This is a genomic window from Ramlibacter sp., assembly GCF_041916345.1.
Classification (GTDB): domain Bacteria; phylum Pseudomonadota; class Gammaproteobacteria; order Burkholderiales; family Burkholderiaceae_C; genus Ramlibacter.
The window spans coordinates 15,154-26,059 of sequence record NZ_JAYRZR010000012.1; the positions used below are offsets into that span (position 1 = coordinate 15,154).

Below are 10,906 nucleotides of genomic sequence, written 5' to 3' on the forward strand. Positions count from 1 at the left end.
TGCGCTGCGCCTGAGCGCCGCAGTCGTAGCACTTAGGCCAGTCCATTGGCTTGTGATGCCTCACAGGCGCGGTTGGCGCCCGCGCCGTGCATGCCAGAACGCCAAGACTTGAAGATCGTCACCGTTGACGCAGTAGTAGATGAAGTAGCCCACGCGGCCCATGTACAGACGTCGGACCTGGCCAACGCGTGTGCCGCTGTACATACTCCCGATCCGTGGCTGATCCGCTAAGAGCGCAACGCATTCCTCAAGATCCTGAGCGATCGCTCCGGGCGCGCTGGCACGGTTGTCCGCCCACCAGTCAGCGGCGCGACGAATCTGAGCAGCGGCGCGCGACGATATCTTGACGCGCAGCGTCATCGTCTATCGGGGCAACTCACGAAGCAGATCGTCGATGGTTACGTATTCGCCATGCTCCATCTCGGAGATGGCAGCAAGAAGCTCGTCTTCGTCTTCAGCACTGAGCGCAAACGCTTCATCCGCACCACGCGCAAGAACGGCCACAACCAATCCCTCAGGCAGATCGACGCCTTCGACCACAATCTTCCCGTTGATGACGGTGCCGGTAGCTACTTGCATAAGCCAATGGTACTCGGCCGGCAGCGAAACACCAACTGCGCTGAGGCATCTGGAGTGCCAGCCCTCCGCACCACGCGCTGCACTAGGCCGAAGGCGGCACGTACGCGATCACGTTGAACACCGCCCCCTGCGGATCCTGCAGCACGGCAAAGCGCCCGACCGAGGGGATGTCCATCGGCCCTGCGCAGACGCGGCCGCCCAGCGCCACGCACTTGTCGACGGCGGCATCGGTGTCGGGCACGGTCACGTAGGCGCACCACATCGCCGGGGCGCCCTGCGCATCCGGCGGGGCGGACATGATGCCGCCCACCGAGGTGCCGCCCGCCTTGATCACGTGGTAGTCGCCCTGCCCCATGTTCATCGCTTCACTGGTCCAGCCGAACATCTGGCCGTAGAAGGCAAGCGCGGCCTGGGGATCGGGCGTCACCAGCTCGGTCCAGCTGAAGGCGCCGGTGGTCTTGTAGATGTCGTCGTAGGACTGCATGGCGCTGGCCTCCTTGGGCTTGATCAGGAAAGCCATCGTGTGATTGGTGCCCGGTTGCGTCAAGTGCCGGCTGTCACGCGGCGCGCGCGCGCAGGCGGTTGACGCCGACGTGAAGCCGGCGCCCAATCCGGGGCATGGCACCGCTGTCCTTCCGCACACGCCTGGCCTGGCTCGCACTGGGTGCTGCGATCACGGCGGGCTGTGGCGGTGGGGGAGGCTCTGGCCCAACGACGGCGGAGCCGGTTGCCCCGCCCGCGCCCGCTGCCTCACCAGCAACCTCGCCGGCTCCTTCTCCCGCCCCCGCCCCCGCCCCTTCGCCGGCGCCAGCGCCAGCGCCCACGACATCGCCCGCCAGCGCCTTCCTGTACCAGGACGTCACCCCCTCCGGCAACAGCGTCCGCATCGGCCTCACCACCGATGGCCACACGATCACGGCGTACCAGCGCAGCGTGCTCACCTGGCAGGTGCGCGGCACCGGCGCACGGCCCTATGGGGACCCGGTGTTCAGTCGCCTCGCCAACGGCCGCTGGCAGATGACGGCCAACACGCCGCCGGGCGACGCGCGCGGGTCCATGGCGTTGCTGATCCACGAAGGGGCCTGCCCGGTGGTCGATGAGGCCGCGGTGCGCGCCCTCAGCCGCTCCAGTGCCGCCGGGTGCGAGCCCGCGGGCAACCTGGCGATGGCCAAGACCTCACAGGCGGTGGAGCATGGCGGCAGCCGCTATCTCTTCCACATGGCTGATGGCAAGGTGATGCTCATGCGGCTGACCGACGCCACGCGCGGCGTCAGCGACCTGTCGTCCATCTGCGTGCGCCGCACCGCCGCGACGACGCTGGCTGATCTGGCCTGGGGCGAGTCCACGACAGTGCTCGACGGGGCCGCCACCGGCCTGCTGCTGTCGGACGCGGCTGCCGCTCGACGCGCCGATGGCACGTGGGCGCTGTTCGTGAAGGGCATCGCCAGCAACAGCGGCTGCTCGGGTGGCCGCCTGTGCGAGTTGTGCAGCCGATCCATCTGGCGCACCACCAGCAGCGACCTGATCCGCTGGTCGCCGCTGGAGAAGGTGGTGGACCAGGCCAGCGTGCCCGATGCCTCGCTGGCCGGTGACGGCCGCGTGTGGCTGTACTGGCAGGATTTCGGGCCGACCTGCAAGGCGCAGAACCTGGCACTGGCCGCGCGGGCCCCCATCCGCGGCGGGCCGGAGCTGGACCTGGCCAGTGCCCAGCCGGTGCGCATTCCTGACGAGCCCTTCGAGGCCAATACGCAGCTGCACTACCCCACCAATGGCAACCCGGTGCTGCTGCCGGACGCGGCCGCGCGATCCACGCTGGAGGCGTGCCTGCGGCCGTGAGGCTGCAGGGACCTCAGTGCACGCCCGGATTCACCGGCGGCTGATCCCCCGGCGCCATGAACAGGCGCGCGGCATCCACCGCGTCGAAGCGGTAGTGCAAACCGCAGAAGTCGCAGCCGACGTCGATGACGCCCTGCTCCGCGATGATGGAGTCGGCTTCGGCCTGACCCAGCGCGCGGATCATCGCGCTCACCCGGTCGCGGCTGCAGGTGCAGGCGAAGCGCGGTGCCTGCGGCTCGAAGCGCATCACGCGCTCCTGCCAGAACAGGCGACGCAGCAGCGTATCCACATCCAGGCTCAGCAGCTCCTCGCGCGTCACGCTGCCGGCCAGGGTCGCGATGCAGTTGAAATGCTCCAGCTGTTCCTCGGCTTCCATCGGCTGCCCGCCGGCGAGGTTGCCCTTGCCCTCGGCCGGCAGCCGCTGGATCAGCAGGCCGGCGGCATGCTGGCCATCCGCTGCCAGCAGCAGCCGCGTGTCGAGCTGCTCCGACTGGCGCATGTAGTGCTCCAGCACGCCGGCCAGGCGTGGCTGGCCCTCGGTCAGCGAGGCATTGAGCGGCACCACGCCCTGGTAGGGCTGCTGGCCCGGCAACTTGTCCTTGGGGTCCAGCGTGATGGCGCAGCGGCCACGGCCGCCCACGTTCACCAGCGCCTGCAACGTGGCGTCTTCGGCCACGTCGCCCATCACCTTGGCCGTGACGCGCAGGCTCAAGTCGGGCTGCACCTCGGCCACCGCCACCTTGACGGGGCCCTCGCCGAAGATCTGCATCACCAGGGCGCCGTTGAACTTGATGTTGGCCTGCATCAGCACGGCAGCGGCGGCCATCTCGCCCATCAGCTCGCTCACCGGGGCGGCCCAGCCCTCGCCGGCCGCCTGGCGGCGGCGCAGGATCTCCTGCCAGGCGTCATCCAGCCGCACGAACACGCCGCGCACCGGCAGGCCTTCGAACAGGAACTTGTGCAGGTCAGACATCGATCAGCGCTCAGCCCACTCGCTTGAGGCCGCGGCCATGGCGGCGCGCGTTCTCGACGTAGTGCGCGGCGCTCTGCGCGATACGGCGCGCGGCCTCGTCGTCCAGCGTGCGGGCCACCTTGGCGGGCGCGCCGATGATGAGCGAGTTGTCCGGGAATTCCTTGCCCTCGGTCACCACGCTGCCCGCACCCACGATGCAGTTGCGGCCGATCTTGGCGCCGTTCAGCACCACGGCCTGGATGCCGATGAGCGTGTTGTCGCCGATGGTGCAGCCGTGCAGCATCACCTGGTGGCCCACCGTCACATCGTCACCGATGGTGAGCGGCTTGCCGAAGTCGGCGTGCAGCACCGACAGATCCTGGATGTTGCTGTTGCGGCCGATGCGGATGGTCTCGCCCGTGTCGCCACGCACCACCGCGCCGTACCAGACGCTCGCGTTCTCGCCCAGCTCCACCAGGCCGATCACCTGGGCGCTGTCGGCCACCCAGGCCCCCTCGCCGAGCTGGGGGGTCACGCCGTCGAGTTCGTAGATCGCCATCTCTTGCCGCCTTGCAGGGAAAGACGGCATTGTAGGGAGGGCGCGTGGGGCGCGTCGTGCCCCTACTCGACCGTGATGCCGCGCTCCTTGACCACGCGCGCCCACAGCGCCATCTGCGCGCGGATGAACTGCGCGGCCGAATCGGGCGTGCCCTTCTGCGACTCGCCGCCGAGTTGCGCGATGCGCGCCTTCACGTCGGGCGCGTCCAAGGCCTTCTGCAAGGCGGCGGCGAGCTTGTCGACCACCGCGTCGGGCGTGCCGGCCGGGGCGAACACCGCGTTCCACTCGTAGATCTCGGTGCCCGGCAGGCCGGCCTCGGCCAGCGTCGGCACGTCCGGCAGGATCGGCGAGCGGCGTGCCGAGGTGACTGCAAGTGCGCGCAACTTGCCGCCCTGCACATGCTGCAGCGTGGAGGCGAGGTTGCCGAAGAAGAGCGGCACCTGCCCGCCGATCACGTCGTTCAGTGCCGGACCGCCGCCCTTGTAGGGCACGTGCACCATGTCCACCTTGGCGGCCGACTCGAACAGCGCGCCGGCCAGGTGCTGCGCGGACCCGTTGCCGGACGACGCGAAGGACACCGCGTCCTTCTTCGCGCGGGCGGCGGTGATCAGGTCGCCCACGTTGCGGGGCGGGAACTGGGCGTTGACCAGCACCACGTTCGGGAACTGGGCGATCAGGCCGATGGGACGAAAAGCCTTGGCGGTGTCGTAGGGCAGCTTGCTGTACAGGGCCGGGTTCACCGCGAAGGAGGAGGCGTCCAGCATCAGCGTGTAGCCATCGGGCGCGGCCTTGGCCACCGCCGCCGCGCCAATCTGGCCGCCGGCGCCGGGCTTGTTCTCCACCACCACCTGCTGGCCGAGGGCCTCGCCCAGGCGGGGCGCGATGAGCCGCGCCATCGCATCAGCGCCACCGCCGGGCGGATAGGTCACCACCAGCGTGACCGGACGCGTGGGCCAGGCAGCGGGCTGGGCCAGTGCCGGTGTGAACATGGACGCTGCGCCGATGCCGGCGATCAGGGCGCACGCGGCGCGGCGCGCGGGCAGGCGCGGGGTGGGGATGGGCATGGAAGTCTCCTTGGTAGGGGGTCACCGCACCTGGGCGGTGTATTCGAAAGCGAAGGCATCGCCGCGCGTGGCGCGCAGTTCCACACAGCGGCCGGCGAGGTCGAAGGCCTCCCGCCGCACCAGCACGCAGGGATGGCCGGCCTCCAGGCGCAGGCGGCGCGACTGTGCCGTGGTGAGGCGACCGAAGCTCAGGTGGTCGCTCGCGTGGTGGATGCGCACGCCGCAGCGCGCCAGGTACTCGGGGTACAGCAGGTCGCCCCACTCGTCGGGGTCAGACTCGGCGAGCGGCCCGAACAGCGGCAGCGGCAGCACGATGGATTCCAGCAGGCACGGCTCACCGCCCTGGCTGCGCACGCGTTCGAGCTGCAGCACCTGGGCGCCGGGCCCGGCCGCGAAGGCCGCGGCCTCGGCCGCCGTGGCCGGCCGCAGGCGACGCCCGACGATGCGGGATTGCGGCGCGGCCTCACCACCATCGGCCGAGCGGAAGCGGAAGAAGCGCAGCAGCGAGGCGCCGACCAGCCCGCGCGAGACGAAGGTGCCCTTGCCATGCTGGCGCTCCAGCAGGCCGTCTTCCACCAGCAGGGCGATGGCCTGGCGGATCGTGCCCAGCGCCACGCCGTAGGCGCGCGCCAGCGCCGCCTCGGCCGGGATCGCGTCACCCGCGGCCCACTCCCCCATGAGGATGCGCTCGCGCAGCGCAGCGGCCAGGCCGCCGTAGCGGCTGAGGCCCGGCTGCGCCAGCGCGGCCGGCGGGCGGTTTCGATGATCAAGCGCCTGAGGCATGACAAATAGTCCTCTAGATGACTAGAATGTAGCCGGTGACTCCGACGCTGTCAAAACCTGATCTCGCCGCGCGCCCTGCCGCGCCGGTGGACGTGCACTTCCACGTGTTCGGGGCCGGCGTGGCAGTGCCCGGCGCGCGCTACGTGCCAGGCTACGCCGCCACCCTCGCGGCCTGGGAGGCCGCGGCCGTCGCCTGCGGCATCCGGCACGGCGTGCTGGTGCAGCCCAGCTTCCTGGGGACGGACAACCGGCTGCTGCTGCGCACGCTGGCGCAGCGGCGCGACACGCTGCGCGGCATCGCCGTCGTGGCACCCACGACAGACCGCGCCACGCTGGCGGCCCTGGATGCGGCCGGCGTGCGCGGCATCCGGCTCAACCTGGCGGGCGCGGCGCAGGCCCTCGAAGCCTGGTCAACGGCGAGCCCGCTGTGGGACCTGCTGGGCGAGTTCGGCTGGCACGTGGAGCTGCACACCGACACAGGCGCCCTGCCCGGCGTGCTGGCGCGATTGCCGGCGCACCTGCCGCTGGTGGTGGACCATCTGGCGCGGCCCGAGTCCGCTTCGGTGGGCGACGCCACCTTTGCCGCACTGGAACGACGTGCCGCGCGGGCACGGGTGCACGTCACCTTGAGCGGCGCCTATCGGCAAGGCGGGCGCGATGCCGCCGTGCTGGCGCGCCGCTGGCTCGCGACGCTCGGCCCAGGGGCGCTGCTCTGGGGCAGCGACTGGCCGTGCACGAACCACGAGGCGCAGGCGGACTACGCCCGGTTGAAGGCCGAGGCGGACGATTGGGTGGGCGCCGCCGCGGCCGCACAGGCGCGGGGCACGAATGCGCAGCAGGTGTACTGGCAGCGCTGAGCAGCGGGCGGGCCGCCCAAGAAAAAAAAGGGGCCCGAGGCCCCTTCTTGCATCAGCGTCGGACCGGTGGCCGCCGCTGGGCACCGCCGACCGGCGCGCGCCGCTCCGGCAGGTGGCGGAACATGATCCGCCCCTTGTTCAGGTCGTAGGGCGACAGCTCCAGCGTCACATCATCGCCGGCGATCACGCGGATGCGGTTCTTGCGCATCTTGCCGCCGTTGTAGGCGATGAGCTCGTGGCCGTTCTCCAGCGTCACGCGGAATCGCGAGTCAGGCAGGACTTCGTCCACCCGACCGCGCATCTCGATCAGTTCTTCCTTGGCCATGTGGCATCTCCGGGCTGCGCCGCGTGCGCGGCAGGGGCGGTCAAGCCGCCAGGGGGCGCTGCGGCGCCCCACGGATCCAGCGCAGGGCTTCGGCGTGGGCATGCGCCACGGCCTCGCCCGAGCTGCGGAACAGCCGCGTGAGCCGCAGCACGCGCTCAGGCGTGGCGCGGCCGCAGCCGGGTCGGATGGAAACCGAGCCCGCGAACCACCCGCCGGCCAGCCGGCCGATGAGCGGTGTCACGAGGTACCGGCCGACCTGCAGGGGTGCTGCGTCGGCCGCGGGAGAGGGGCAGTGGGTCGAGGCTGCCAGGATCAAGCCATCGGCCGGATGTTGGCGGCCTGCAGGCCCTTGGGGCCTTCAGCCACGTCGAACTGCACGCGGGCGTTCTCGGCCAGGGTCTTGTAGCCCTCGGTGCGGATTTCGCGGAAGTGGGCAAAGAGGTCCTTGCCGCCGCCGTCCGGGGAGATGAAGCCGTAGCCCTTGCTCTCGTTGAACCACTTCACGGTTCCGGTCTGGTTGGTCGTCATGTCTTGTTCCTTCGATGGAATGGGGAAAAGGCCGCACAGGCCATGGCAGCGCCGCGCGGTGCGAACGCCAAGAAAACCATCGGGGGGAGAATCAACAACGGCCCGCCGCGAACACGGGGACAGGGGTAGAGCAGCCTGTAGATGCAGGTTCTTGTGGAACGTCAGCAAGGCGCATCATACCCCATCGACGCCTTCCGCGCGCGACACGGCTATCCTTCCTGCCATGACCACCCTTCGCCGGCAGGCCATGGCCGTGCTGCAACAGCCCGATCCGACGCGCAAGGCGGCGGCCGCGCGCGCGCTTCCGATCGAGGGAGACGTCGGCGCGGACGAGATCCTCGAAGAGCCGCCCGGCCTGCCGGGGCGCCCGGCGCGGCCGCGCCTGGTGCCCCCCGCCAGCCTGACGCAGCGCGCGGTGGGCACGCCCGAAGGCCGCGCGGCGCTGCTGCACGCGCTGGCGCACATCGAGTTCAACGCCATCGACCTCGCCTGCGACGTGGTGTGGCGCTTTCACGCCATGCCCGTGGCCTTCTACCGCCAATGGCTGAACATCGCGCGCGAAGAGGCTTTGCACTTCGAGCTGCTGCGCGAGCACCTGCGCGGCCTGGGGCACGACTACGGCGACTTCGACGCGCACAACGGCCTGTGGGAGATGGCGCAGAAGACCCGCCATGACCTGCTGGCGCGCCTGGCCCTGGTGCCGCGCACCCTGGAGGCGCGCGGCCTGGACGCCGCGCCGCCGATCCGCGACAAGCTGGCGCGCGTGGGCGATGCGCGCGGCGCGGAGATCCTCTCGATCATCCTGCGTGACGAGGTCGGCCACGTGGCGGTGGGCAACCACTGGTACCGCGTGCTCTGCGCCGAGCGCGGGCTGGACCCCGTGACCACCTACGCCGAACTCGCCCGCGTGCACGGGGCGCCCCGCCTGCGCGGGCCGTTCAACCTGGCGGCCCGCCGCGCGGCCGGATTCGCCCCCGAGGAGCTCCAGGCCCTGGAAGGCTGACGCCCGCGCGCGCCCCTTCCGCGTGCCCCTGACTTGGGCGCAAAATGCGTGATGGCGGGTTTGCCGCGGCAGGAGCAGTTGCATGGGGTTGCTGGATCGTTGGCTTGGGGCGGGTGACAAGGCGCAGGCCCCCCACACGCAGTTGCGCACGGGGTTCGCCTCGACGAACAACTCCAAGTCGCTCGCGCCCACCACCGGCCCGCAACGCCGCGAGGTGCTGGTCAACGCCCTGCGCGACACGCTCGCGCGGTACGGTATCCCGCCCACCTGGGTGACCGCCGACATGCTGACCGCCAAGTCCCGCAATGGCGAGGCCGGCATCCACTGGCGAATCGCCATCCGCCACTGGGACCCGCGTCTCATGCTCTACCTGGTCGCGCTGCAGAACGCGCTGATCACCCGCGTGCACACCTTCGACCCGGTGGCCGAGCAATGGCTGATGGGCATCTCGTGGCAGGTGGTGCTGGACAACGAATCCGACTGCCCGGCCCTGCCGCCGCCGCACGTGTGGGCCAACGAGGGCCGCGACTTCCAGGAAACCACCGTCCGCGACGATCTGGTGGAAGAGCCCTCCGCCGGCGTGATCGCCGGGCCGACGAACCTGCAGGCCGCTGGCGGCAGCGACCGCCGCGCCGAGCTGGACCGCCTGCTCGCGCAGATGGACAGCGAGTACCAGTCCAAGGCGAGTGCCGGCCGCGGCTTCGAGAAGACGCAGCCCGCCGGGCTGGACCCGCTGCCGCCCAGCCGCTGAGGCGCGGCACCCGCGCGGCCTCAACCCCCTGGCCCTGCACCCTCCGGTGCGGGCGTCATCGCTTCCCAGCCCTTTCGCGACAGCATCAGCAGCCACAGCCCGGCCGCCAGCGGCACGGCGTACAGCACGCCCTGCGCCAGGCCATGCAGCAGCGGCTGCCCGGCCAGCCCGGGCACGAACTTGCGCAGGTACATCAGCAGCAGGCCGAGCGCCAGCCACGCCGCCAGTTGCCGGCCACGGCCGAAGGTATCGCCCAGCACCTCGCGCCCTGCCAGCAGGAACAGTGCCGAGGCGACGAACACCAGCGTGTAGAACGTGCCCGCCACGGCCTGCCCGCGACCCAGCACCGCCTGGTTCGGCAGGTAGACCAGCCAGCTGAGGCAGGCGATGCCCAGCACCAGGGCAAGCTGCCGCGCCCGCGCCGATGCCAGTGCATCGGTGAAGCGCTCGCTGCGCACCATGGCCGGCAGCAGCAGCACGCACAGGGGACCGGTGATCGCGTCGACGATCAGCGTCACCTGGTAGCCCCAGGCCTCCACGGCGGCGCCCTGCCAGGTGGCGGCGAAGGCGATGGCGAGGTTCATCATCGCCATGTAGGCGGTGAACTGCGTCGCGGCCACGCGCGGGTTCGTCACGTCCATCATGATGGCCGCGCGCGTGCCGTACATCAGCCCCTGGAACAGCGCGTACGACAGCGTGGCGATCCACAGCCCGGTGATGAGCGCGGGCAGCGGCTCGCCCCCTGGCGCCCGCGGCATGTCGTAGCCGTTCTGCCGCAGGACCCACAGCAGATACAGGACGGGCAGGCTCATCCCGGCGAGGTACACCGCCAGCGTGCGGCGGCGCCCCCAGCGGTCGCTCAGCCAGCCGCCCCACACCATGGCGGCGGCGGCGATCAGCGACGACCACAGGTTCAGGGCGGCCAGTGCGTCGTCCTTCATGCCGAACTCCACCGCCAGGTTCGACTGCAGCGCCAGCCCGAGCGACATGGCACCAGCCGGCAGCAAGGTGAAGAACAGGCCCCGGAAGGCCCCGCGCGTGCCCAGGAACGACTGGAAGGCCTGCACCGCGAAGCCGCGCATCTCGGCGGCCGCCTGCCGCAGCAGCGCACCGCCCGTGGCGGCGGTCGCCGTGACCGGCGCCAGCGCCTCGCGCATCGGCAGCACCACTGCCAGCGTCACCGCGGCGATGGCCGCCGCCACCACGACGAAGCTGCCCTGGAAGCCGGTGTACGCCATGAGGAACAGCACGCCGCTGCCGCCGATGGCCTGCCCGACCGAGGCACCCGCGAACATCAGGCCATTGGCGAGCCCGCGCTCGTGCTCATCCAGCGTGTTGCACGCCAGCGAGTCGATCGCCACGTCCTGGATGGCGCCAAAGGTGTTGTGCACCAGCAGGATGGCGGTGAAGAGGCCCAGGCTCTCGGGCAGCGGGATCGGGATCAGCAGCAGCAGCGTGGCGACCATCACCATCTGGGTCAGCAGGATCCAGCCGCGCCGATGGCCCCAGCGCTGCGAGCGGAACACATCCACGAAAGGCCCGAAGGCCCACTTGAAGGCCCAGGGCAGGTAGAACGAAGCCACGAAGGCACCGATCTCCGCCGGCCCCACGCCCTGGCGGCGCAGCTGCGCCGCCACCGCCGTGGCCGCGAAGCCGAGGGGAATGCCCT

15 protein-coding genes are annotated in these 10,906 nt (G+C 70.8%); 4 read left to right on the top strand and 11 right to left on the bottom strand.

Translation table 11 applies throughout. The annotated features are described in order from the left end of the window. Positions 1-60 precede the first annotated feature (60 nt). The 3 genes from ACE3T5_RS05695 to ACE3T5_RS05705 all read right to left on the bottom strand — a co-directional run bounded on the left by ACE3T5_RS05695 (position 61) and on the right by ACE3T5_RS05705 (position 1,099). The gene (locus ACE3T5_RS05695) at positions 61-360 is read right to left on the bottom strand and encodes a type II toxin-antitoxin system RelE/ParE family toxin (protein WP_374665371.1); all 300 of its coding nucleotides are present in this window, start codon (positions 358-360) and stop codon (positions 61-63) included. Between the two features lie 3 nt (positions 361-363). Beyond that, positions 364-579, bottom strand: coding sequence for a hypothetical protein (locus ACE3T5_RS05700; RefSeq protein WP_374665373.1), 216 nt, complete (start codon positions 577-579; stop codon positions 364-366). An 82-nt stretch (positions 580-661) separates the two neighbouring features. Next, the gene (locus tag ACE3T5_RS05705) at positions 662-1,099 is read right to left on the bottom strand and encodes a VOC family protein (RefSeq protein ID WP_374665375.1); all 438 of its coding nucleotides are present in this window, start codon (positions 1,097-1,099) and stop codon (positions 662-664) included. A gap of 98 nt (positions 1,100-1,197) precedes the next feature. Here ACE3T5_RS05705 and ACE3T5_RS05710 point away from each other — a divergent pair, with 98 nt between their 5' ends. Beyond that, positions 1,198-2,415, top strand: coding sequence for a hypothetical protein (locus ACE3T5_RS05710; protein ID WP_374665377.1), 1,218 nt, complete (start codon positions 1,198-1,200; stop codon positions 2,413-2,415). A 13-nt stretch (positions 2,416-2,428) separates the two neighbouring features. Here ACE3T5_RS05710 and ACE3T5_RS05715 read toward each other — a convergent pair whose 3' ends face one another. From ACE3T5_RS05715 to ACE3T5_RS05730, 4 genes are all read right to left on the bottom strand, one after another. Continuing rightward, a complete protein-coding gene (locus ACE3T5_RS05715) occupies positions 2,429-3,388 on the bottom strand; it encodes an Hsp33 family molecular chaperone HslO (RefSeq protein ID WP_374665379.1) in 960 nt (319 codons plus the stop codon). 10 nt (positions 3,389-3,398) lie between these two features. After that, positions 3,399-3,926, bottom strand: a complete 528-nt coding sequence (locus tag ACE3T5_RS05720; protein WP_374665381.1) for a gamma carbonic anhydrase family protein — start codon at positions 3,924-3,926, stop codon at positions 3,399-3,401. Positions 3,927-3,988: 62 nt separating this feature from the next. Beyond that, the gene (locus ACE3T5_RS05725) at positions 3,989-4,990 is read right to left on the bottom strand and encodes a tripartite tricarboxylate transporter substrate binding protein (protein WP_374665383.1); all 1,002 of its coding nucleotides are present in this window, start codon (positions 4,988-4,990) and stop codon (positions 3,989-3,991) included. Between the two features lie 21 nt (positions 4,991-5,011). After that, positions 5,012-5,773, bottom strand: coding sequence for a GntR family transcriptional regulator (locus ACE3T5_RS05730; protein WP_374665386.1), 762 nt, complete (start codon positions 5,771-5,773; stop codon positions 5,012-5,014). Positions 5,774-5,808: 35 nt separating this feature from the next. Here ACE3T5_RS05730 and ACE3T5_RS05735 point away from each other — a divergent pair, with 35 nt between their 5' ends. Continuing rightward, positions 5,809-6,630 carry an amidohydrolase gene (locus ACE3T5_RS05735; RefSeq protein WP_374665388.1) on the top strand — a complete coding sequence of 274 codons (822 nt, stop codon included), beginning with the start codon at positions 5,809-5,811 and terminating at the stop codon, positions 6,628-6,630. A gap of 52 nt (positions 6,631-6,682) precedes the next feature. Here ACE3T5_RS05735 and infA read toward each other — a convergent pair whose 3' ends face one another. Genes infA through ACE3T5_RS05750 form a run of 3 tightly spaced genes read right to left on the bottom strand, consistent with a single transcriptional unit; the run spans position 6,683 to position 7,483 of the window. Continuing rightward, complete coding sequence (gene infA / locus ACE3T5_RS05740; RefSeq protein WP_374665390.1) at positions 6,683-6,955, bottom strand: translation initiation factor IF-1; 273 nt, start codon at positions 6,953-6,955, stop codon at positions 6,683-6,685. 40 nt (positions 6,956-6,995) lie between these two features. After that, entirely contained in the window at positions 6,996-7,271 is a 276-nt protein-coding gene (locus ACE3T5_RS05745) for a hypothetical protein (RefSeq protein ID WP_374665392.1), read from the bottom strand. After that, positions 7,268-7,483: a cold-shock protein gene (locus ACE3T5_RS05750; RefSeq protein WP_374665394.1), complete on the bottom strand. Its 216-nt coding sequence runs from the start codon at positions 7,481-7,483 to the stop codon at positions 7,268-7,270. The genes ACE3T5_RS05745 and ACE3T5_RS05750 overlap by 4 nt, the downstream gene beginning before the upstream one ends. Positions 7,484-7,706: 223 nt before the next feature. On the opposite strand from ACE3T5_RS05750, the gene ACE3T5_RS05755 reads away from it, so the two are divergent. Further along, positions 7,707-8,486 (top strand): ferritin-like domain-containing protein, encoded by a 780-nt coding sequence (locus tag ACE3T5_RS05755; RefSeq protein WP_374665396.1) that lies wholly within the window; start codon positions 7,707-7,709, stop codon positions 8,484-8,486. Positions 8,487-8,568: 82 nt separating this feature from the next. Beyond that, positions 8,569-9,237 (top strand): hypothetical protein, encoded by a 669-nt coding sequence (locus ACE3T5_RS05760; protein WP_374665398.1) that lies wholly within the window; start codon positions 8,569-8,571, stop codon positions 9,235-9,237. 20 nt (positions 9,238-9,257) lie between these two features. Here ACE3T5_RS05760 and ACE3T5_RS05765 read toward each other — a convergent pair. Beyond that, the coding region (locus ACE3T5_RS05765; RefSeq protein WP_374665400.1) for an MFS transporter at positions 9,258-10,906 on the bottom strand (1,649 nt) is incomplete at its 5' end.

Coding starts and splice junctions, on each gene's coding strand:
- ACE3T5_RS05695 (WP_374665371.1), bottom strand. CDS start 360: ATGACGCTGCGCGTCAAGATATCGTCGCGCGCCGCTGCTCAGATTCGT.
- ACE3T5_RS05700 (WP_374665373.1), bottom strand. CDS start 579: ATGCAAGTAGCTACCGGCACCGTCATCAACGGGAAGATTGTGGTCGAA.
- ACE3T5_RS05705 (WP_374665375.1), bottom strand. CDS start 1,099: ATGGCTTTCCTGATCAAGCCCAAGGAGGCCAGCGCCATGCAGTCCTAC.
- ACE3T5_RS05710 (WP_374665377.1), top strand. CDS start 1,198: ATGGCACCGCTGTCCTTCCGCACACGCCTGGCCTGGCTCGCACTGGGT.
- ACE3T5_RS05715 (WP_374665379.1), bottom strand. CDS start 3,388: ATGTCTGACCTGCACAAGTTCCTGTTCGAAGGCCTGCCGGTGCGCGGC.
- ACE3T5_RS05720 (WP_374665381.1), bottom strand. CDS start 3,926: ATGGCGATCTACGAACTCGACGGCGTGACCCCCCAGCTCGGCGAGGGG.
- ACE3T5_RS05725 (WP_374665383.1), bottom strand. CDS start 4,990: ATGCCCATCCCCACCCCGCGCCTGCCCGCGCGCCGCGCCGCGTGCGCC.
- ACE3T5_RS05730 (WP_374665386.1), bottom strand. CDS start 5,773: ATGCCTCAGGCGCTTGATCATCGAAACCGCCCGCCGGCCGCGCTGGCG.
- infA (WP_374665390.1), bottom strand. CDS start 6,955: ATGGCCAAGGAAGAACTGATCGAGATGCGCGGTCGGGTGGACGAAGTC.
- ACE3T5_RS05750 (WP_374665394.1), bottom strand. CDS start 7,483: ATGACGACCAACCAGACCGGAACCGTGAAGTGGTTCAACGAGAGCAAG.
- ACE3T5_RS05755 (WP_374665396.1), top strand. CDS start 7,707: ATGACCACCCTTCGCCGGCAGGCCATGGCCGTGCTGCAACAGCCCGAT.
- ACE3T5_RS05760 (WP_374665398.1), top strand. CDS start 8,569: ATGGGGTTGCTGGATCGTTGGCTTGGGGCGGGTGACAAGGCGCAGGCC.